At 68.5% G+C, this 18,046-nt stretch carries 26 protein-coding genes and 1 tRNA gene; 12 read left to right on the forward strand and 15 right to left on the reverse strand.

What is annotated here, in order from left to right:
- The first annotated feature begins 213 nt into the window (after positions 1-213).
- A complete protein-coding gene (locus ACLBXP_RS07495) occupies positions 214-465 on the forward strand; it encodes a PilZ domain-containing protein (protein ID WP_447666961.1) in 252 nt (83 codons plus the stop codon).
- Positions 466-687: 222 nt separating this feature from the next.
- Positions 688-870, forward strand: a complete 183-nt coding sequence (locus tag ACLBXP_RS07500; protein ID WP_447666962.1) for a hypothetical protein — start codon at positions 688-690, stop codon at positions 868-870.
- Between the two features lie 36 nt (positions 871-906).
- On the opposite strand, the gene ACLBXP_RS07505 is transcribed toward ACLBXP_RS07500, so the two are convergent.
- The 3 genes from ACLBXP_RS07505 to ACLBXP_RS07515 form a co-directional block, all read right to left on the reverse strand.
- Positions 907-1,137 (reverse strand): hypothetical protein, encoded by a 231-nt coding sequence (locus tag ACLBXP_RS07505; protein WP_447666963.1) that lies wholly within the window; start codon positions 1,135-1,137, stop codon positions 907-909.
- Positions 1,138-1,175: 38 nt separating this feature from the next.
- A complete protein-coding gene (locus tag ACLBXP_RS07510; protein ID WP_447666964.1) occupies positions 1,176-1,598 on the reverse strand; it encodes a hypothetical protein in 423 nt (140 codons plus the stop codon).
- An 88-nt stretch (positions 1,599-1,686) separates the two neighbouring features.
- Positions 1,687-1,760: transfer RNA gene (locus tag ACLBXP_RS07515), tRNA-Gln, on the reverse strand.
- A 321-nt stretch (positions 1,761-2,081) separates the two neighbouring features.
- Between ACLBXP_RS07515 and ACLBXP_RS07520 the strand changes: the two genes are divergently transcribed.
- Positions 2,082-2,525, forward strand: coding sequence for a MucR family transcriptional regulator (locus tag ACLBXP_RS07520; protein ID WP_447667118.1), 444 nt, complete (start codon positions 2,082-2,084; stop codon positions 2,523-2,525).
- A 200-nt stretch (positions 2,526-2,725) separates the two neighbouring features.
- Positions 2,726-3,121 carry a hypothetical protein gene (locus ACLBXP_RS07525; RefSeq protein WP_447666965.1) on the forward strand — a complete coding sequence of 132 codons (396 nt, stop codon included), beginning with the start codon at positions 2,726-2,728 and terminating at the stop codon, positions 3,119-3,121.
- A gap of 42 nt (positions 3,122-3,163) precedes the next feature.
- Here the strand turns inward: ACLBXP_RS07525 and ACLBXP_RS07530 are convergent, their stop codons facing one another.
- Both ACLBXP_RS07530 and ACLBXP_RS07535 read right to left on the reverse strand, forming a co-directional pair.
- A complete protein-coding gene (locus tag ACLBXP_RS07530; RefSeq protein WP_447666966.1) occupies positions 3,164-4,483 on the reverse strand; it encodes a calcium-binding protein in 1,320 nt (439 codons plus the stop codon).
- Positions 4,484-4,779: 296 nt separating this feature from the next.
- Complete coding sequence (locus ACLBXP_RS07535) at positions 4,780-5,010, reverse strand: hypothetical protein (RefSeq protein WP_447666967.1); 231 nt, start codon at positions 5,008-5,010, stop codon at positions 4,780-4,782.
- 210 nt (positions 5,011-5,220) lie between these two features.
- Here ACLBXP_RS07535 and ACLBXP_RS07540 point away from each other — a divergent pair, with 210 nt between their 5' ends.
- From ACLBXP_RS07540 to ACLBXP_RS07555, 4 genes are all read left to right on the forward strand, one after another.
- On the forward strand, positions 5,221-6,105 hold the full coding sequence (locus ACLBXP_RS07540) for a hypothetical protein (protein WP_447666968.1): 885 nt from the start codon (positions 5,221-5,223) through the stop codon (positions 6,103-6,105).
- An 87-nt stretch (positions 6,106-6,192) separates the two neighbouring features.
- The gene (locus tag ACLBXP_RS07545; RefSeq protein WP_447666969.1) at positions 6,193-6,507 is read left to right on the forward strand and encodes a hypothetical protein; all 315 of its coding nucleotides are present in this window, start codon (positions 6,193-6,195) and stop codon (positions 6,505-6,507) included.
- Positions 6,508-6,599: 92 nt separating this feature from the next.
- Positions 6,600-7,265 carry a BA14K family protein gene (locus tag ACLBXP_RS07550; RefSeq protein WP_447666970.1) on the forward strand — a complete coding sequence of 222 codons (666 nt, stop codon included), beginning with the start codon at positions 6,600-6,602 and terminating at the stop codon, positions 7,263-7,265.
- 398 nt (positions 7,266-7,663) lie between these two features.
- Positions 7,664-7,846 carry a Flp family type IVb pilin gene (locus tag ACLBXP_RS07555; RefSeq protein WP_447666971.1) on the forward strand — a complete coding sequence of 61 codons (183 nt, stop codon included), beginning with the start codon at positions 7,664-7,666 and terminating at the stop codon, positions 7,844-7,846.
- 21 nt (positions 7,847-7,867) lie between these two features.
- On the opposite strand, the gene ACLBXP_RS07560 is transcribed toward ACLBXP_RS07555, so the two are convergent.
- The gene (locus ACLBXP_RS07560) at positions 7,868-8,146 is read right to left on the reverse strand and encodes a hypothetical protein (RefSeq protein ID WP_447666972.1); all 279 of its coding nucleotides are present in this window, start codon (positions 8,144-8,146) and stop codon (positions 7,868-7,870) included.
- A 99-nt stretch (positions 8,147-8,245) separates the two neighbouring features.
- A complete protein-coding gene (locus ACLBXP_RS07565) occupies positions 8,246-8,404 on the reverse strand; it encodes a hypothetical protein (RefSeq protein WP_447666973.1) in 159 nt (52 codons plus the stop codon).
- Positions 8,405-8,644: 240 nt separating this feature from the next.
- On the opposite strand from ACLBXP_RS07565, the gene ACLBXP_RS07570 reads away from it, so the two are divergent.
- The gene (locus ACLBXP_RS07570; RefSeq protein WP_447666974.1) at positions 8,645-9,946 is read left to right on the forward strand and encodes a TAXI family TRAP transporter solute-binding subunit; all 1,302 of its coding nucleotides are present in this window, start codon (positions 8,645-8,647) and stop codon (positions 9,944-9,946) included.
- 95 nt (positions 9,947-10,041) lie between these two features.
- On the forward strand, positions 10,042-10,218 hold the full coding sequence (locus ACLBXP_RS07575; protein WP_447666975.1) for a hypothetical protein: 177 nt from the start codon (positions 10,042-10,044) through the stop codon (positions 10,216-10,218).
- Positions 10,219-10,283: 65 nt separating this feature from the next.
- On the opposite strand, the gene ACLBXP_RS07580 is transcribed toward ACLBXP_RS07575, so the two are convergent.
- Positions 10,284-10,706 carry a hypothetical protein gene (locus tag ACLBXP_RS07580; protein ID WP_447666976.1) on the reverse strand — a complete coding sequence of 141 codons (423 nt, stop codon included), beginning with the start codon at positions 10,704-10,706 and terminating at the stop codon, positions 10,284-10,286.
- A gap of 1,837 nt (positions 10,707-12,543) precedes the next feature.
- On the opposite strand from ACLBXP_RS07580, the gene ACLBXP_RS07585 reads away from it, so the two are divergent.
- Positions 12,544-12,762, forward strand: a complete 219-nt coding sequence (locus tag ACLBXP_RS07585; protein WP_447666977.1) for a DUF6894 family protein — start codon at positions 12,544-12,546, stop codon at positions 12,760-12,762.
- 15 nt (positions 12,763-12,777) lie between these two features.
- Here ACLBXP_RS07585 and ACLBXP_RS07590 read toward each other — a convergent pair whose 3' ends face one another.
- From ACLBXP_RS07590 to ACLBXP_RS07615, 6 genes are all read right to left on the reverse strand, one after another.
- Entirely contained in the window at positions 12,778-13,113 is a 336-nt protein-coding gene (locus ACLBXP_RS07590) for an SWIM zinc finger family protein (protein ID WP_447666978.1), read from the reverse strand.
- A 137-nt stretch (positions 13,114-13,250) separates the two neighbouring features.
- A complete protein-coding gene (locus ACLBXP_RS07595; protein ID WP_447666979.1) occupies positions 13,251-13,661 on the reverse strand; it encodes a response regulator in 411 nt (136 codons plus the stop codon).
- 61 nt (positions 13,662-13,722) lie between these two features.
- On the reverse strand, positions 13,723-14,157 hold the full coding sequence (locus ACLBXP_RS07600; protein WP_447666980.1) for a response regulator: 435 nt from the start codon (positions 14,155-14,157) through the stop codon (positions 13,723-13,725).
- Positions 14,154-15,275, reverse strand: coding sequence for a histidine kinase dimerization/phosphoacceptor domain -containing protein (locus ACLBXP_RS07605; protein WP_447666981.1), 1,122 nt, complete (start codon positions 15,273-15,275; stop codon positions 14,154-14,156). Before ACLBXP_RS07605 ends, ACLBXP_RS07600 begins: the two co-directional genes overlap by 4 nt.
- A gap of 375 nt (positions 15,276-15,650) precedes the next feature.
- Complete coding sequence (locus ACLBXP_RS07610; protein ID WP_447666982.1) at positions 15,651-15,794, reverse strand: hypothetical protein; 144 nt, start codon at positions 15,792-15,794, stop codon at positions 15,651-15,653.
- Between the two features lie 113 nt (positions 15,795-15,907).
- Complete coding sequence (locus ACLBXP_RS07615; RefSeq protein ID WP_447666983.1) at positions 15,908-16,141, reverse strand: transcriptional regulator; 234 nt, start codon at positions 16,139-16,141, stop codon at positions 15,908-15,910.
- 547 nt (positions 16,142-16,688) lie between these two features.
- On the opposite strand from ACLBXP_RS07615, the gene ACLBXP_RS07620 reads away from it, so the two are divergent.
- Complete coding sequence (locus tag ACLBXP_RS07620; protein ID WP_447666984.1) at positions 16,689-17,018, forward strand: HU family DNA-binding protein; 330 nt, start codon at positions 16,689-16,691, stop codon at positions 17,016-17,018.
- Between the two features lie 647 nt (positions 17,019-17,665).
- Here the strand turns inward: ACLBXP_RS07620 and ACLBXP_RS07625 are convergent.
- Positions 17,666-17,842 carry a hypothetical protein gene (locus ACLBXP_RS07625; protein WP_447666985.1) on the reverse strand — a complete coding sequence of 59 codons (177 nt, stop codon included), beginning with the start codon at positions 17,840-17,842 and terminating at the stop codon, positions 17,666-17,668.
- Between the last annotated feature and the right edge of the window lie 204 nt (positions 17,843-18,046).

The raw sequence follows: 18,046 nt of genomic DNA on the forward strand, positions 1-18,046 counted from the left end.
TCCAGAGGGAGGAGAAACAACCGCAACCCCTGCAATTTCTATTCTGGATTGCGTTTCTTGAAGATTGATTAATGTCTGTCCAGCTATGGAAGGACAGTGAAGGGTGCGGTCTCGTCCGTGATCTGGCGAAAAGTCAGATGTGATCGTGGATCGAGATGGGCGCCCCCCAAGACGAGTCAGTGAATTTTCGGTCATTCGGGCTGGGGATCGACCATGAGGGCAGAGCGTCGTCGCGTTCCGCGTGCGGATCTGTTTCGCATCGGAGAGTTGTGGTTGCAGGATGAGCCCGAACCCGTCGACTGCCTCGTTCGCAACATCTCCGGCGAGGGCGCGCTGCTCGAGGTCCGGACGACCGCTGGCATTCCGGAGACCTTCCGGCTGACCATCGAGCGCGCGGGTCTCGACCGGCCCTGCACGGTTGCCCGACGCACTGCGCACTGCCTGGGCGTTACCTTCGCGGTGTAGACGAAGCGGGAGCCTCTTCAATCATGCGAGGCGAGGGCTCAGTACTCGCGCCCGGACTGATCGCTCGTTTTTGTAGATTTTCCCGTTTACAAATTCAGACGCCGGTGTCATTCCGCATTCGATCAATCGCCGTAGGCGAATCATCCAAATCGGATTGTCTCGATGTCGACGCTCGCTGCCAACCGGCCGACGGGTCACTGGTCGTTTGCTGAACGTCGATCCGTGGCTGCTGCGAATGCGAACTGGTTCCGGGCCCTGTCCTGGCGCGCGCGGCGCGACGGAGGCCCGCACGCCGACCTCCGGGCCGCGAACGCGCGCGCGGCCGCCCGGATCATCCTCCGTCAGGCGCGGCGCGACGCGCAGGTGCACCGCCTCCTCGACTCGGCCGTGCCGGCGGACGCCTGACGGCCGGACGATCCCCGTGCGGGCGCGCGGGCGTCCTCAGAGCCAGCGCTCGTCGATGTCGCTGGCGTTGCGCTCGGCCAGGGGCTGGGTCTCGTCCCCCTCCGCGAAGATCACCACGTCGTCGGGCCCGACGTCGCGGGTCGCGTAGAAGTCCCAGCGCCGGTGGATGACCCGCGGGCCGCCGAAGATCCGGAAGGCGTTCCAGTAGCGATCGTCCCGGAAGCCGACGTAGTGGACACAGCGCGGCGGTCGTCCGCCGGGCCTCACGGCGCCCCCGCCGGTGAGGGCAGCGCCGGCCGCACCGCTCAGAAGTGCCGCGCGGTCGCCGCGATCGACCGCTCCCGGATCACCTCGATGATCCCGGCCGCGCTCGTGGGCGAGATGCCGGCGGCGCTCAGCGCGCGCCGCGCGTTCACGCGCGCATCGTCGAGGGAGACTTCCGGGCCGGCGCCGAAGGTCGCGGCGGCCCGCTTGTCGAACGCCTCCGCCGCGAAATTCAGCGCCGCGCAGTAGAAGGCGCCCTGCAGGTCGCGCGGCGCGCGGGCGAGCTGGTCCCAGCAATCCTGGATCCGCCGGCGCACCTCGGCCACCGACCCGCGCCGGACGGTCGCCGCGAACGCACCGACCCCGCGCTCGATCGCCTCGTCCGGCGGATCCTGTCCGGCGGCCGCCGCGGGGGCCGCGGACAGGGCCAGGAGGAGGGCAACGATCAGCACCCGCGCCCGCACGTCAGGGGTTCCTTCGCGTCGGGACGAGCGGCAATGCCGGTAGCCTGGATGTTCTGGGAGGAGGTCGGAAAGGCTTAAGGGTATCAAGTGGCTGGGGGACCAGGATTCGAACCTGGACTAGAGGAGTCAGAGTCCACTGTTCTACCGTTAAACTATCCCCCAACAAGCCCTTGCGGCCATTCACGGATTTGGCGTCCGTGGCTTCCGGGCCATGAGCCCCCGGAGGGGCGGATCGGCCGGAGGCGCACGGGATAGGCTGAAAGCCCCGCCCCGTCAACCGGCCCGAGGCCTCGCGATTCCGGCGCCGCTCGCGATGCCTGGGGCCGGGCCGCCGCGTCCATCCGCCGCCGCGGGACGCGGTCCGTCGAGGGCGATATGCGTATACATCCGAGGTGGGCTGCACTGCATAGTCGCCGTACGCCCTTGATCTCGGGGCCCGAAATGCAATCTGTGGCTCCGGGGGCGTGTAATCGGAAATGGATGATGACAGAAGAAAACCAGGGGCTGAACCCCGAATTGGCCGAGCTGACCGGCGAGATCGTCGCTGCCTACGTGTCGAACAATCCCGTCCCGGTCGCTGATCTGCCGGTCCTCATCCGCAGCGTGCACGGCGCGCTCGCGGGCCTCACCGGGGAGCCGGTCCCGGCGCCGGCCGAGCCGGTCGAGAAGCCGACGCCGGCCGAGATCCGCCGCTCCGTCACCCGCGAGGGGCTGGTCAGCTTCGTCGACGGCCGGAGCTACAAGACCCTGAAGCGCCATCTCGGCGTGCACGGCCTCGATCCGCGCAGCTACCGCGAGCGCTACGGCCTGCCGGCCGACTACCCGATGGTCGCCCCGGGCTACGCGGCCCAGCGCTCCGCCCTGGCCAAGGCGATCGGCCTCGGCCGCGTCGGCGGCCAGGCCGAGCGGACCCGCGACGCCGCCTGACGGCCCGCGCCGGACGCCCGGTCTCCGCGGGCCTGCGCCTCCAGGGCCGGACGCGTCCGGGCTGGAGGCAGGGCGCGGGTTGTGGCACGGACGTCGCGTGACCCCGCTCGCCCGACGCGGCCGCCGGTCCCGATCCCGGGACCGACGGCCGCGCCCGCGAAGCCCGCAGCAAGGAGAGGCCGCCTCCGTGAGTGATCGTGGTGAGTGATCCTGGCGCCCCGAGCGGAGCCGGCGCCCCGCCGAGCTTCGGCGTGGAGATGGGCGCGCACGCGCCGCGCATCCGCATCACCATCGGCGCGCGGGCGATCCCCGTCGAGATCGAGCCCGCCCAGGCGGCCGAGCTCGGGGTCGCGCTGCTGGCCGCGAGCGCCCTCTGCGCCCCCGGCAACCCGCGGCCCCCCGAGGGCAGCGCCATCCGGGACGCGCACCTGCCCGTGGTGCAGTGGCAGACCGGAATCCTGAACGCGACCGGCCTGCCGGTGCTGCTGCCGACCCTGCTCGGGGGCGCGCAGCTCGTCCTGACCTTCCCGCCCGAACAGGCCGCCGCCTGCGCGCAGGCGCTCCAGGCCGCCGCGACGACGCCCCGCCCGGCCTGAAGGCCCCCGCGGGACGGCCGAGGCGACCGCCCGGATCCGGGCTCAGGCGAAGGCGGCGGCCGTGACGGCGCTGGCCTGCACGCCTGCGAGTTGCACCGTGCCGCCGCCCGACAGCGTGAGCAGGGCGTCGCCGTTGGCGGCGCTTCCGAGCGTGTAGGTCTGGCCGCCGAGCACGAGGCGGTCGCCCTGCGCCTGGCTGAAGCCGAGGATCAGGTCGGCGCCGGAATTCGCTCCGAACACGAAGCGATCCGCGCCGAGGTCGCCCGAGAGCACGTCGTTGCCGAGATCGCCCGAGAGCACGTCGTCGCCCTGGCCGCCGTAGAGCGTGTCGTTGCCCTGGCCGCCGAAGACCTGGTCCGCGCCGATGTTGCCGAACAGGATGTCGTCGCCGAGGTTGCCGAACACCCCGTCGTCGCCCTGGCCGCCGTAGAGCACGTCACCGCCCTGGCCCCCGAACAGCGTGTCGGCGCCCTGGTTGCCGAACAGCGCGTCGTTGCCCTGGTTGCCGTAGACGATGTCGTTGCCGCCGCCCGCGAAGGCGCCGTCGTCGCCGAGGCCGAGCACGATCTCGGAGGGGAGGGCGCCGTCCGTGATGGTGTCCGCCCCGTCGGTCCCGGTGCGCCGCACCAAGACCGGGTCGCCGACATCGGTCAGGATCGCGAGGTCGAGCTCGCCGATGCCGTAGCGCAGGCCCCGGTAGTAGACGACGCCGTTCATCAGGCCGTTCAGCGGGTCGGCCCCGGGGGGCGCGGAGGTGTTCCCGTAATGCCCGTAATTGCCCACCGTGAGCGGCACCGGCCCGCCGTAGATCGCCTGGGCGGTCGCCCCGACGAAGCTGAGGCCGCCGGAGGAGCCCGCGACGTTCTGGTCGAAGGTGTTGAGGTAGTTGCCCGGCAGGGCGCCGGTCGTGCCGTCCCGGAAGCCCGTGAAGCCGAGGCCGTGGCCGAGCTCGTGGGTGAAGACCGAGACCGCGTCCGTGCGGTTCTGGGGGATGGCGGGCGTGGCCCCCGGGGTCGGGTCGAGCCAGAGCTCGTTGCGGGCGTAGGTCGGGTCGAGGCGGATCAGGATGTCGGCGCCGGCGCCCGTGACGTCGCGGCCGGTGGCGAGCTCCAGCGGCGCGCCGTCCTGGTAGAGGGTCAGGCCGCCCGAGGTGCCGATCGCCCCGCTCGAGGCGCTGGCCCCGTTCGCGCGGCCGACCGCGGCGATCTCGACGCGGACCTCGATGTTGGCGCTGCTGTTGAGGAACTGCGCCCAGAGCGCGCCCGCGTAGGCGACGTTGGCGATGATGGCGTTGCGCAGGTCGGCGACCTGGCCCGACGGGTCGTCGACCGTGACCGAGAAGGTCGGGTTGGGCGCTGGCATGATGGTTCCCCCGTATCGATTGGCCGGCGCGTCGCGCGCCCGCGCGCCCCGCCGGGGGTGCGGGACGACACACGGCAGAATTGAGTAAGGCAGGGATGTCCCGCCCGGGCAATCGGCAATCGGCGCGGGGGACGCCGCCGGACGACGGTCTTCGGCCGCTGTTGCGGTCGGGAAACGCCGGATCTACCCGGTCTTGGTCTGCCCAGTCTTGAACCTGCGCAATCTTGGCCGGCTCAATTCTGCGGCGCCCGCCCGGATCGGGCGGGCCTGGCCGGTCTCGCGCTGCCCCGCGCGGGTCAGGCGCTCGGGCGCCGCAGCAGGATGACGTTGGAGCCCTGGAACCAGTCCGGCGCCAGGGACTGCGTGGACGCGGGCTGCGCGTCCGCGGTCTCGGCATCGGGCGCCGCCGCGCGCGACTTCCGGCCGGGCTTGGCGATCGAGCGGACCACGTAGGGCCCGGCCCCGCGGTCGAGGTAGCGCTGCACCCGCTTGCGCGTCCAGGGGGGGAAATCCTCGTGGGTCCGCATGGTCGCCTCCTGCGCACGCCTCAGGCGACGGCGCGACATCGTGCCGCCCGCCGACCCCGGCTGAGGGCAGGATGCGCCTTCGCAGCCTGCCTTCATCCCCCATTTGAGGGGCGCAACTCGGAATTGCACGCTTTTGGGCTGATTTTGGACTGATCCGGCCGTGCGTGCCTCCGCTGGAAGGGCCTCGGGCTTCCCGTTATAGGGCCCGCCATGCCGTCCGCCGGACCGATCCCGCCCTCCGCCGAATCAGATGCCGCGCCGGCCGAGCCGCCATCCTGGCGGGAGGAGCGGAACCGGCGCGCGCGGGCGCGCCTCGCCCGGGCCCTGCCGCCGGTCTTCCCGGGCGCGGTGCTGCGCCACGCCCTGGCCCGGCCTCTGGTGCCGCCGACGCCGCGGCTCGCCGTCGAGAGCTACTGGCGCGCGCACGTCCTGCGGGCGGACCGCCTCGCCCGGGCGCTCGCGGCCCGCTCCGGAGCGCCACCGGGCTGGCGCTGGGGTGGACCCGCGGCCGGACGGATCGCCGAAACCCTCGCCGCCGAAACCCTCGCCGCCGAGCTCCTGGCCACCGATCTTCCGGCCGCCGACGCTCCCGCGGCCGCCTCCCCCGCCGCGGCGGGGGAGGCGGCCCTGCGCTTCCGCCTGCCGCCGGCGCCCTACCGCGAGGCCGCCCACGCCCGGGGCGCGGGGCATTGCTGCCTCTGCGGCCAGCCGGTCTACCGCTACGGCTGGCACCGCGACCTCTGGGGCACGGGCGCGGCCCGCACCGCGCAGGCGCGCTGGCACACGGCCTGCGTCACCGCCTGGAAGCTCTGGATCGCCCCGAGCGGGCAGGTGAAGGTGCTGAAGGCCCGCCAGCGCCACCGCTGCGCCGATTCGGGCAAGCGGCTGCTGCGCACCGCGGAGGTCGACCATCGGGTGCCGCTGCACCGCGTCTGGGCGGAGCACCGGCACGAGCCCTGGCCGGACCTGCTCGGCTATTGGGGCCTGCCGAACCTCCAGGTGGTCAACCGGGCCGCGCACGCGCGCAAATCCGGCGCCGAGGCCACGGAGCGCGCCCGCCTGCGCCGCGCGGCCGGGGCGCCGGACAAGGCCTGAGGGACGCCGGCCGGCGCCGGACGCCCGCGCGGCCGGAACCGGGGCCCGCCGCCCGCCCGTTCTCCCCGGAGACCGGCGGAGACACCGATGACCCTCGACGACTTCCGCGCCACCCTGGAGGCGCCGGCACCCCCGCCGGGCCTGGGGGCGCCCCTCGCGGCCCTGTGGTGGACGGGCAGGCCGGACGGCCGCAGCCCGTCCGGCGCCGGATGGGCCCGGGCCCACGCCCTCGTCCAGGACGAGCCCGGGCCGGACGCCGCCTGGGTGCACGCCCACCTGCATCGGATCGAGGACGACCCCGGCAACGCCGCCTACTGGTACCGGCGCGCCGGCCGGCCCGCCGCGGGCGCGGACCTCGCGGCCGAATGGGCGGAGATCGCGGCGGCGCTGCTGGCCCGCTGACGCGCCGCGCCCGAAGCCCGAACCGCCGGCCGGATTGCGGGACCCACTGAAACGTTGACTGTTGAAGACACATCACACCCGACGAGGCAGAGATGGAACGGACACGCACGATGATCGCAGGCGCACTCCTCGCGGGTGCGCTCGGGATGATCCCGGGCACGGCGCAGGCGCAGGCGGTCGGCGCAGGGATCGGCGGCGGGTATGCCGGCGGCAACGCCCTCTCGGGCGGGCTGACGGCGGGCTCGGGCAGCTTCGGGGGCGGTGCCATCGGCGGCGGCGGCTTCCGGGGCGGCTCGGTCGGGATCGGCGGCGGGGGCTTCGGGGGACGCGGCCTCGGCGGCGGGTTCGGGCGCTCCGGGGTCGGGGGGCACGGCTTCGGCGGCCATGGTCTCGGCGGTCACGGCTTCGGTCACGGCGCCGGCTTCAACCGCGGCTACGGCTACAATCGCGGCTTCTACGGCCGTCAGTACGGCTACGGCTACGGCCGGCGCGGCTACGGCGTGGGCGGCCTGGGCCTCGGCGTCGGGCTCGGGCTCGCCGCCGGCGGCCTCTACGGGGCCTACGGCTACCCGGGCTACGGCTACGGCTACGATGGCGGATATTACGGCGGCTACGCGCCGGTGACCTACGGCTACGCCGAGACCGAGCCCTACGCGGCCACCGCCGACGACGGCTACTGCGCCCGCCGCTTCCGGTCCTACGATCCGCGGACGGGCACCTATCTGGGCAAGGACGGGCGGCGTCACGCCTGCCGCTGAGGCGCCGCAGGGTGGCTGGCGGCCGGTCACGCTCCCCGGGTGACCGACGCGCACGAAAAGGCCCGCCGCGGCGCGAGCCGGGCGGGCCGAGTGCGAAGCCCTTGGTGGGCGCCCTTGGGATCGGGCCCTCCTGAGACGAACGAGGCGCGCCCCGGTTCAGGGCGCGCCCGCTGCCGACGGACGCGCGCCCTGCCGCGGGCGCGAGCGACCGGCTACAGTAGACGGCTCTAAAAGGACGACATTTGCTTGCCTTGGCAAGGATCTCGTCCTGTATCGACCAGGACTCCGCGCTTGTGGAGAGGCGAGATCAGAGCACGCAACATCACACGCTCGTGAGGAGCTTGTTAAGAGAAGCGGAACACAGTCGCTTCATCTGATCTCAGCGTGGTGGGTGCTCGATGAAACGGATCTTTCGGCGCTTCGCCGCGGATGAGCGCGGCGCAACAGCCATCGAATACGGGCTGATCGCGGCCCTGATCGCCGTGGCGATCATCGCGGGCGCGCGCAGCCTCGGCACGAGCATCAATGCCAAGTTCACCGCGGTCTCCACCAAGATCGGATCCGGCGTGGCCGTGCCGTAGCGGGTGCTTCGCGCGGCTCGCTCAGAACCGGCCGGGGCCGGGCGGGACGACGCCCGGCGCCCGCTCCCCGGGCCGGGGGAATCCGCCGCGGTCGGGCCGCCGGGGCACGCCGATGGCCTGCCCGCTCCGCACGGCCTCGGAGACGTTGCGCGGACCGGCCAGCCCCTGCGTCCCGCCGGGCGCCGTGGCCGCGGCCTGTCCGGCCGGCGGCGTGTAGGAGCCGCCGCGGGCCAGCGCGGACCCGCTCGCACCGGTCGCGGCGAGGCAGAGGGCCGCCAGGCCCGCGATCCGTCGGTTCATGCGTGCGACTCCGGCGCGCCAGGGTTCCATCCGCGCCAACCCGCCCCGGCACCGGCCGGTTGCCGCGGCACGGCGTCCCTGCGGAGCCGCGACCGGCCCCTACCAGCCCGCGGCGAGCATCACGGCCGTCGCGCAGGCGGCCGCGAGCAGGCAATCCTCGACCGGATAGGGGATGCCGGCCATCTCCAGCACCCGGACCGCTCCGACGACGAGGAGGCCGGCGGTCAGGGCCATGGCGCGCGCGGCGACGAGTCTCATGGAAGCTTCCCCATCATCCCGGATCTGCCGTCGCCGCTCTCGATCGACGATCTAGGGGCGCCGGAGCGCACCGGTAGCCCGGCGGGCGCGCCGGCCGCCGGACGGGCCGTCCCCGCCGCCGGATCCTCCGGCCGGGCCGGGGATGGGCGATGCGGGTCAGGCTGCTTGGTCAAGTTGCATGAATGAGCGCGGCGCGCGTACAGGATGCATCGGACCGAGCCGCCGCAGGGGGAGGCCCGCATGGCCTGGATTCGCGGCCGCGCTGCAACGCTGGCCGTCGCGCTGATCGTTGTCGCCGCGGCGGTCCTCGCCGTCCTGTCCCACCTGCTCCTCGGCCTGCTCACCCTCACGATCGCCGTCGCCGGGACCAGCGCCGAGGACCGGCAGGCCGCCGCCGCCCTCACGCAGCACTTCGCCGCGCAGCACCCGCGCGTCCGCATCAGGACCGTCCTGGCGCCGGACCGCCTCGGGGCCGCGGCGGCCCTGGACCGGGGCGAGAGCCAGCTCGCCATCGTGCGCAGCGACGCGGCCGCCCAGGACGGGCAGACGCTGGCCATCCTGCGCCGCGACGCCGCCGTGTTCGTCGCTCCCGGCGGCAGCCCCGCCGACAGCGTGCTCAAGCTGCGCGGCACCACGGTGGCGCTCCTCGACGGGCGCAAGCTCGACCCGCGCCTGCTCGACCTCGTCCTGGCGCATTTCGGCATCCCGCCCGACAGCGTGCGGCGCGAGATCCTGACCATCGACCAGCTCACCGAGGCGGCCCGGCACCGGCGCATCAGCGCGGTCTTCGTGGTCGCGCCCGCCGCCGGCAAGGTCTGGCTGCCGCTCTACACCGCCCTGCGCAAGGGGTCCGGGGCGCCGCGCACGTTCGAGGTCGAGGAGGCCGCCGCGATCGCCCGCGAGCACCCGGTCCTGGACACGATCGACCTGCCCAAGGGCACCTTCGTCGGCTCCCTGCCGGCGCCGGGGGACGACATCACCACCCTGTCGGTGAGCCACCGGCTCGTCGCCCGCAGCGCGATGCCGGACTGGCTCGCGGGCGAGATCACCCGGGAGGTGCTGACCGGCAAGCCGAAGCTCGTCGCCCTCGACGACGACCTCGCCGGGATCGAGGCGCCGGACACCGACGACAAGGTGCAGGCGCTGCCGATCCATCCGGGGACGGCCGCCTACCTGTCCGGCAGCCTGCCGAGCCTGTCCGACCAAGCGCAGAACGCGGCCTACTGGCTCGGCCTGATGGTGAGCGGCCTCGCCTCGCTGAGCGCGGCCGGGATGGCGCTCCACCAGCGGTACCGGCCGCGGCGGCCGTCCAGCCGGGTGATGCGGCTCCTGGAGATCTGGCTCGCGGTCCGCACGGCGGCCGACGAGACCCTGGACGCCCTGGAGGCCGAGGCGGACGCCCTCGCGGCGGAGGCCATCCGGGCGGAGGCGCACGGGCGGACGGAGAGCATGGAGATGCGCCTCGTCACGCTGCTCGTCGCCCACGTGCGGGATGCCGCCCAGCGCCGCCGCGTCCGCACGCCGCTCCCGCCCGCCGCGTGAGAGCGGCACAATCGTGCCGGTTGCGCGTTCGCTCCCTGCGCCGCGACCGGTATACTGCAATAAAATGCAAGTTCGGGCGGCCTGGGAGAAGCGCCATGAAGAAGCCTACGAAATCCAAGCCGGAGGCCGGCACGACGCATGCGGGCGGCGCGCTCGGCAACATCGACGAGCTGACGGGACATCCGGGCAAGGGCACGCCGGGTCCCACGATGAAACCCGAGCACAACCCCGATCCGGACAAGGGCGTGGCGCCGAAGAAGCCCCGCGGCTAGCTCGGCCATCCGGAACGCCTGGGGCGTCCGGCCCGACGGGGAACCCGCGAGCCGCTTCGCCCGGGCTAGTTGATCAGGCAGAAGCCGGTCGCCTCCTGCCCGAGCCCGCCGACCCGCCGGTCCGAGGCGCAGGGCGGGTAGACGGCGCGCGCCTCCTGGACCGGCCGCGGGGTCTCCGCGCGGGCGGGCCGCGCCGCCGGCTCGCCGGCCGGGACCGCCTCGGCGGTCAGCGCCGGGACGCCCGCGCCCGCGCCGGCCGCCGCAGCCGTCCGCCCGGGGGTGAGGATGAGCGCGGGCTCGGCGCGCAGCGTGCCGGTCCGCGCCTCGGGGCGGCCCGCGCGGGACAGGCCCGGCACCGTCGGCCGGTCCACCGTGCGGACGTGTCCGGAGAACAGGCGGCCGAACCCGCGACCGCCGCGCGCCTCCGCCTCCTGGCTGCCGCCCGCGAGGGCCAGCACCGCCACCCCCGCCACGATCCACGTCCGCATGACCCACCTCCCGCACAGGCCGACCATCGTGCACGCGAGGCGTTACCAGGCCGCATCAAGCACGGGTTGCATTCGCCGGATCCCGGAGGACGGATCCCGGGCCCTGCGGTGCAGGGGGCCACTGCCTGCGAGGAGGGGAGGGACGCGCGTTCCCGGCGCGGCGCGAGACGGCAGCACGCAGGGTTCAGGCGCGTGACCTGAGCGGGATCGGAGGCTGGGGGATCGTTGGCTCCCCGAGCAGATCTGCAACAGATCAACGAAAACAAAGCGTTATCCCCCGTACCCGCCCGTAGGGGCCGCTCTGATGTTTAAAGGTTATTTTCGGCGCCCCCCGCACCTTAGCTAAGACAGATGAAGGCAGATGGCGGGTTCGCTGCGACGTGGGGGCTGAAGGAATTTACGTGAGAGCCCTTCGGTAAGCGGCAAGGTGAATTACGATTGCCGAAGCGTCGATCCGCTGGTGCCACCCAAAGCGAACCGTCAAATCAACGTCGCAATGTCTGACGCCGCGTGCAGCTGCAGCGGCTGATCCTCGGCCAACACCTCGTGAAGGATCTGCAGCTCGGCATCCCCGTCCATGGTCGGAGAGCGTGCCAAGGACTTTTCTGAATTGGTCTGTACCGAACTATCGGTACGCCGCTCTAAACACTAAATGCAAAAATTTTTGTTAAAATTCATTAACCAAGCCTCCAAGAACTCGTGAACTTCGCAGTGTCTTCCGACATGACTCTGCAAATCAAGTCGAAATCTACGCGATTTGGAGGAAAAATGGCTCATTCCATATTTGTGCGATCTTCAGGTCTCGCGGGCTGGAGGCAACCGAGAATGCTCGCTTGTGACGTGCCGAGTGAGGGCATCGCTCAATCACTGATAATGAATATTGCCGCGTCCTATGCAGAGCATGGCTGCAACGAGTTCGAAGACACTTACTGGTTCCGACATGATGGCCGCGTGCATGAAATCTACAGCTGGCCACAGAGTTGAATTTCTTTTAGTGCGCCTGTATCACGATGGACCAATATGAAGGCTAGGCCTCCCCGGTCCCCTCTAGCCTATCCCATCCGTTCCTTGAAACAGGTCGTCCAGCGCCTTCCGGCGGAACAGAGTACACCAGCGCCTGCGCTGATGCTCAGCCGTAGGAGGCGCCCGCGCGACCTCACGGCCGTCGTGCCAGGTGCCTGTCCTAGCATCCCACCATCGGCCGTCGCGAAAATGGTAGACGAGCCGACCATGCGGACGACCGCAGCCCTTACCGTTGCCGCCAGCGCGACGGAAGCGGATCAAGGCCGAGAGCTGCGGCCAGTCGATCGGATGGAAGACGTGGTGCTCGCGTCGGATCAGCATGGAGCTCAGTCCAGAGAGGAAGCCAAGCTTGACCTTTGCGTGTCGAGGATGCCCGGCGAGCCTCGCGAACTGTCCTAGATGCTACTGGAGAAAGGCTTTTGGGACGCTCGTTTGGCTCAGACGCCACTTCTCACGACTGCCTCTCCGACAGCCTTTTGAGCAGGGCGCGGATGTGAGCGCGGAGCTTAACCTGGCGATCAACTGCGGAGGTGTGCTCGCCCATGCTGCTCGTGGTCACGGCCTTGTGTCCTCGCTCGCCTGTGCAAATCCATGCCGTAGTCAGACGGCGTTCGGACCTCGGGATCGCTCAATCTTAAATGAAACTCGCCGGATGTCTGCGGCCGGAATGTCGCGCTTAGTCTTTTGGGGGCCGGCATGCCAATTAAATCAATTTTAACCTTTATGTCTGGTCATGCGCTTTGCAGAAACAATGGCCTAACCTACCTCCTCCATTCCATGTTTTCTGCGGGCAGCATCGCCCAGGGAGAGCCATGTGTCAGCACGCTTCTTCTACGACCTGACGGACGGCCAGAAGATCCTGCGGGACGATGAAGGGGCTGAGGCGAACGGGCTGGCAGAGGCAATCCAGCAGGCCCGGATCGTCATCGACGAGATGAAGGCTGCGGGAGATCTGGACGCGCTCAGGGGCAGCTGGCGCATCACCATCAGGGGCGAGGATGGTGCCGCTCTTACGAGCCTCCCGATCCGCTGAGATATGTTCGATCGCTCAGCCGCCGAGCATCGTAGCAAGCACTTTCTTGGCTCGCTTGAGGTCGTTCTGAGCTTCCTCTGCCGCAGCTTGAGCCTGGACCATCATCTCCACGGCATGCATCAGCGGGGAACCCTCGGCCATATCATGTAAGGCGGTCAAGCTCTCCTGATCAACCTCGACACAGGCCCTGGTGTCTTTGAGCAGAAGTGCCAGTCGATGCTGACATTGATCGCCACGTTGACCAGCTTTGCAGGAGCAAGTGAAGCGTAGCCCGCGATCCGTGCGCGTCGCCTTCAGTTGATAGTGCTCACTACCAGCCTCGGACCGCACTGAAAAAATGAACTGCGTCATCGCCGGCCTTGAGCTTTTTCGTGGTTCTCTAGGACACCAACCGTGCGACGGTCACGCTTGTTCACCCGGCCAGCATGCTTCCCTTGCGGTAACAAGCAGCCGCTCTGTCATGGGCCTGTATGTATGAGGAAGTGGATTTATCCCTTCAAGGGTTCAGGCTTTTGCCCGTCCGGCAGGATATCACGGAGGTGGTCGTGAACTATGCGCGCCGAGAAGGGTTTGGCGATGAAGCAGCTGCCCTCTGGCATGTCGCCTGGACTAGGTGAAACGTGGCCCGAAGCCGCAACGATTGAGATGTGCGGCCAGCGTTGAGCGGTTTCCCGGGCAAGCGCAAAGCCATCACGCGTGCCCGGTATCTGCACATCGGTGAACAGAAGAACGATGGAGCGATGGTGCTCTTCGAGGATACCAATCGCGAGATCGCCGTTCCTGGCGTCAAGCGTGCGGAACCCAGCATCGGCGAGGATGTCGATGGCATCCATCAGGATCAGCCCGTCGTCATCGACAGCCAGGGCGTAGGGCGCAGTCGAGGCAGGCAGGTTGCTCATCCACTCTCAAGCTCTTGCTGCGCCTGAGGATCCACCCCCTACGCATTTGTCTTTCAGGGGATCAGTGCCCGATGTACCTCGGCGCCATCCGCATGCCGCCTGGGAGCATACGGATAGGTGGCGGGTGTCTGATGCACTCCTCGAGATACAGCATCCCACCCGCGATCACCGCCCTCGTGAACGGCTTTGCGATCACTCCGGCCGCCCCGGCCAGGTCATTGCCAAGCCGGAGGGGATTGGCCGTGACGAACACAACCAACGCGCCCGCTGACGCATGCAGGGTTTGAGCGACGTCAAGCCCGGAGCCGCCATCGCATAAGCTAAGGTCGACGAACGCAAGGTCCGGACGCAGTTCCTGCGCGAGGTCGATCGCCTCTGCGCAACGCATCGCAGTGCCGATCACCCGGTGCCCGGCGTCCTCGACCAGCGCTTCCAGCTGCATCAGGATAAGTGCTTCGTCCTCTACGATCAGCACCCGTAGCGGTGATGCCGTCATGACCGGACGTTCCGGGTGTTCCCAGCAATCGGGATCCGAAGCTCAACCCGTGTACCGGGCTGGGCGGGATGCCAAGCGATGCTGGCGGCGAGCTGACGGGAGAGGTTCTCGATCAAACGCTTGCCGAATGAGCCGCTGCCCGTTGCCTGCTCGGGCATGCCGTGCCCATCGTCGGTGATGCGGATGGCAATGTAGTTTCCGTCCGGCCTGACCGACACGGAGAGGAGGCCACCACGCTCCTGGGCGAACCCATGCTTGAGGGCATTGGTGACCAACTCGTTCAGCATCAGCGCGACGGGCGGTGCCTTCTCGACCGGCACCTCGACGGCCTCCAGATCGAGGTGCAGCCGTACGTCGCTGCGCCCTGACCCGCGCACGAGGTCGTCAGCAAGGTCCTGAGCGAACGCGGCCACGTCGAAGCGCTCGACATCGCGCGATTGGTAGAGCCGGCGGTGCACGGTGCCCAACGCCTCGACCCGATTGAGCATCGAGTTCATCGTCGCCCGGGCAGCCGGATCAGCGATGGTGCGCGTCTGCATGGTCAGGAGCGAGGCGATCATCTGAAGGTTGTTTTTGACGCGGTGATCGACCTCGTGGACGAGCATCGTCTTGGCAGCCAACGCCTCGGTCAGGTCCTTGGTCCGTATGGCAACCTCGCGTTCGAAGTGCTCTTTATCCTCCAGGATGCGCAGGTTGCCCTCAACGCGGTCGGTCACGTCCATCTGCGAGGCGAAGTAGAACAGCAGCTCGTCTGCCTCATTGATGACCGGGCTGAGGTACAGCGCATTCCAGAACGGCGTGCCATCCTTGCGGTAGTTCAGGAGATCAATCGAGATGTCGCGCACGTCCTCCACCGCCTCGCGAACCTGACGAACAGCACCGCGATCGGTCTCCGGCCCCTGCAGGAACCGGCAGTTGGTGCCCATGACCTCTTCTCGCCCGTAGCCCGTCAGGCGCAGGAAAGCATCGTTGACGAAAACGATCGGGTTATCCTGCTCTCGCGGATTAGTGATGATCATCGCCATGCGAGTGGCGCGAATGGCAGCTGCGAAGGGATCACCTTTCCCCTGTTCGGCGTTCAGGCGATCGGTCAGGTGCCAGGCGTTGGCTGGTTCCATGGTTGCTGGCCCTTGGCGACTGTGAAGGCCGCAGGGGGCCGAGCCCGTCGTTAACCGACTTGGCGGCTGACGGTTCAACGAAATTTACGCGCAGTCGTATGGGCTATGCGCGGTGAGGACGCGCCCTCCGGAGGAAGCTGAACAATCCGACTTCGATCTCAGCCGACCAAGCGAGAAAGTGTCTGACCCGCCGTGTGTTCTCGCCAGCCTTGTTGAGGAGAACCACGCTTCGTAGAACCTGTGGGTGAGGCCGTGTTGGGCGACAACTCAAAGACGCATGAAGGTTGGCGCGACTGAGGTCGGAGGGGATACCCAACGCCTGACTCGGCAGCGACCATATAGAGGTAACCGCACCCTTCGCCGAAACGGTGCGGCTTAACTCTGGATACGGTAGTCACGCACCGCCTTGCTGGACTGAGCAAAGGCATCAGCCTGCTCACGAGTCAGCCCTGTAACGAGCACGGTGCGGTCCCGGTAAACGGTGTAGGTCCCGTCCTCGGTGGCTTTCACACGGATCATGGGGCGCTCCTGTCACGAGTGATGCGGGCTACGTACGTAGTGAGCTTAACCATTCATTAACCGATGGCAAGCTGTGAGGGTCTGACGCTGGTAAGCGAGGTAGGACAATGCCTCTACACGGCGCCCTTGGTCAGCTGCGCACCCGGTTCCCCCTCAGTGAACTCGATGCCTCGGGAGCGCAGAGCCTGAAGGAGCGCCGCCATCTGCGCGACTGTCACCACGGGGTCGCCGCTGCTCATCTCGACGCGTAGCACGACACCGAGCGGCACCTTTGCGCGCTTGGCGAGTTGCAACGAGGTCCACTTGAGAAGCTTGCGGGCCACGGTGATCTGCGAGCCGGTGATCATACGGGCGGCCGCCTCCCTAAGGCCCTTTACCTCTTGAGGATAGGTCAAAGGGCCCTGCGAGCCAAAAGGCTGCGGAGCATAGGTGGAGGTCTCGTCTCTGGGAGGACGCTCTCCTATGCACCCCGTATGCCGCTTGGTCCAGATACGGGATACGAGGCGCGGGGCAGTCTGATCCCGCTTGTGATCCGGCTCACGCGTCGCGAGAAGTTGATCTGTCAGATTGGCAATTCCGGCTGTTGTGCACATTTCGAAGCAGCGTCGGGAGGAACCCGATGGAGGTGGAAACTCGAACCGTCCACGGAGCGAAGTGCTTCACGGTTCTGGTAGCTGATAATGGGCAACATGGTATCCAAGTCCGAGGCCCGCGCGGTGAAATAGTGGCCGTCATCGTATTGAAGGACCCATCCTCTGAGAATGCTAACGCGGTGGCCGCATTTCTTGAGGACAAGACTGGCATCGTCCTCACTCGCGATTATGGGTAACCTATCTCGCGGCGATTACCCATGGGCTGGATTGAGCGCTAGGACGTGCCGTGCTTCCTCCTCGCATGACCCGATCCGAACTCGCTGCCCGACTCCTGGCCAAGCACCCGCATCTGACCGCCCGCGAATGTGACGCCGTGGTGAGCTCCATTCTCGGCCGCATCACGGATGCCTTGGTGGAGGGGGATCGCGTCGAACTGCGCGGCTTTGCGGCCTTCACCCTGAAGGAGACCTGGGCTCGGGCAGGGCGCAATCCGAAGACGGGTGCTGCTGTCGACGTCGAGGCCAAGCGGGCCGTTGTGTTCAAAGCCGGGAAGGGGCTGCGGGCGAGACTGAACTCTCAGGATCCTGAGACGCCGGATCAGATCGTGGCCCAGACACTGGAGGCAGGGTGAGGGCATCCAACCATTGCGTGCAGAGCGTGCGAAGTTCTGTATGGCTAACGGCCGCTTCCCGCCTGCAGGAGCCCTGGTCCCGTGTCAGACGCCATATCGACCAGCCTAAACATGCTTCGGTTCCAGGTGTGTTGGGCCAGCACGCACACTGTTAAAAGGCTCGAAACCGAGGCTGATCTGCACCTCAGATGCCTCGAGGGAAATCCCGATTTCGCCCCCGGGTGGAATAATGCCCTGGCGGAGATACGTACGAAGATCGCTGTCCTCGGCATCAAGCTGCGTCGAGAGATCGCTTACGGCACACCCTCTCGGCTTGAGGTCTACGAGGCACGCACTGCAGCGACAGCGCAGATCGAGTGGATCGCATCGCTCGTCGCGAGCACGCAGATGAGCAACCCCTCACACGCTTTCGATCATTGAGCCCGATCTAATCATGGGCTGGCGGGGGGCGTACCGTGCCCACACGGTGGGCGAGCTGATACGCAACGGGGTTCGTAAGGCTCAGCGTGTCGGCAGTCGGTTAGCTGCCGGTTCCGTGGCACCAGATGGGCCTGTCCCTGAATGGGAGATCGAGAGGCCCATCAGGTCGTAGTCCGGATGCTATGAGCCTCGTGAGGCTGATCTGCGGCTTGCCGAGAGGCTGAGCCTCAGTGATCAGTGCCGGGCCTATTCTGACGAGGAGCCTCGCCGTGATGCTCCGTGAAGCTTGAACGAGCCGGATCGCCCTTCGACTTGGCTACGCGGCCCCGGAGGAACAGTGCAGCTGCTACGACGATGACCAGCGTCACGATCGCAAGCATCGGGATCAGCGTATCGTTGTCCATGGCTGTCTCCTTCCCAGAATTGTTTTGAGGAGAAGTAGGCAGCGAGCTCGACGTTCCTGCGGCTGCAAGGACCGCGACAACGAAGCGCTTGTACGGCCGGCGGCCCGCACCGCCAACGGGGTGAAGACGGGGGCCGCCGACCGCTCCGTACCGCGCATCAGCCGAAGCGAGTGCGGACGGATCCAATAGGGAAGGTAAGACCTC

The organism is Methylobacterium sp. A54F, from assembly GCF_053346035.1.

What these genes read in the sequence shown, in the direction of transcription:
- ACLBXP_RS07580 (WP_447666976.1), bottom strand. Translation starts at nt 10,706, where the DNA reads ATGCGGACGTGGATCGTGGCGGGGGTGGCGGTGCTGGCCCTCGCGGGC.
- ACLBXP_RS07545 (WP_447666969.1), top strand. Translation starts at nt 6,193, where the DNA reads ATGACCCTCGACGACTTCCGCGCCACCCTGGAGGCGCCGGCACCCCCG.
- ACLBXP_RS07560 (WP_447666972.1), bottom strand. Translation starts at nt 8,146, where the DNA reads ATGAACCGACGGATCGCGGGCCTGGCGGCCCTCTGCCTCGCCGCGACC.
- ACLBXP_RS07605 (WP_447666981.1), bottom strand. Translation starts at nt 15,275, where the DNA reads ATGGAACCAGCCAACGCCTGGCACCTGACCGATCGCCTGAACGCCGAA.
- ACLBXP_RS07610 (WP_447666982.1), bottom strand. Translation starts at nt 15,794, where the DNA reads ATGATCCGTGTGAAAGCCACCGAGGACGGGACCTACACCGTTTACCGG.
- ACLBXP_RS07520 (WP_447667118.1), top strand. Translation starts at nt 2,082, where the DNA reads ATGACAGAAGAAAACCAGGGGCTGAACCCCGAATTGGCCGAGCTGACC.
- ACLBXP_RS07565 (WP_447666973.1), bottom strand. Translation starts at nt 8,404, where the DNA reads ATGAGACTCGTCGCCGCGCGCGCCATGGCCCTGACCGCCGGCCTCCTC.
- ACLBXP_RS07530 (WP_447666966.1), bottom strand. Translation starts at nt 4,483, where the DNA reads ATGCCAGCGCCCAACCCGACCTTCTCGGTCACGGTCGACGACCCGTCG.
- ACLBXP_RS07535 (WP_447666967.1), bottom strand. Translation starts at nt 5,010, where the DNA reads ATGCGGACCCACGAGGATTTCCCCCCCTGGACGCGCAAGCGGGTGCAG.
- ACLBXP_RS07595 (WP_447666979.1), bottom strand. Translation starts at nt 13,661, where the DNA reads ATGAGCAACCTGCCTGCCTCGACTGCGCCCTACGCCCTGGCTGTCGAT.
- ACLBXP_RS07600 (WP_447666980.1), bottom strand. Translation starts at nt 14,157, where the DNA reads ATGACGGCATCACCGCTACGGGTGCTGATCGTAGAGGACGAAGCACTT.
- ACLBXP_RS07590 (WP_447666978.1), bottom strand. Translation starts at nt 13,113, where the DNA reads ATGACGCAGTTCATTTTTTCAGTGCGGTCCGAGGCTGGTAGTGAGCAC.
- ACLBXP_RS07550 (WP_447666970.1), top strand. Translation starts at nt 6,600, where the DNA reads ATGGAACGGACACGCACGATGATCGCAGGCGCACTCCTCGCGGGTGCG.
- ACLBXP_RS07540 (WP_447666968.1), top strand. Translation starts at nt 5,221, where the DNA reads ATGCCGTCCGCCGGACCGATCCCGCCCTCCGCCGAATCAGATGCCGCG.
- ACLBXP_RS07495 (WP_447666961.1), top strand. Translation starts at nt 214, where the DNA reads ATGAGGGCAGAGCGTCGTCGCGTTCCGCGTGCGGATCTGTTTCGCATC.
- ACLBXP_RS07575 (WP_447666975.1), top strand. Translation starts at nt 10,042, where the DNA reads ATGAAGAAGCCTACGAAATCCAAGCCGGAGGCCGGCACGACGCATGCG.
- ACLBXP_RS07570 (WP_447666974.1), top strand. Translation starts at nt 8,645, where the DNA reads ATGGCCTGGATTCGCGGCCGCGCTGCAACGCTGGCCGTCGCGCTGATC.
- ACLBXP_RS07615 (WP_447666983.1), bottom strand. Translation starts at nt 16,141, where the DNA reads ATGATCACCGGCTCGCAGATCACCGTGGCCCGCAAGCTTCTCAAGTGG.
- ACLBXP_RS07625 (WP_447666985.1), bottom strand. Translation starts at nt 17,842, where the DNA reads ATGGACAACGATACGCTGATCCCGATGCTTGCGATCGTGACGCTGGTC.
- ACLBXP_RS07620 (WP_447666984.1), top strand. Translation starts at nt 16,689, where the DNA reads ATGACCCGATCCGAACTCGCTGCCCGACTCCTGGCCAAGCACCCGCAT.
- ACLBXP_RS07555 (WP_447666971.1), top strand. Translation starts at nt 7,664, where the DNA reads ATGAAACGGATCTTTCGGCGCTTCGCCGCGGATGAGCGCGGCGCAACA.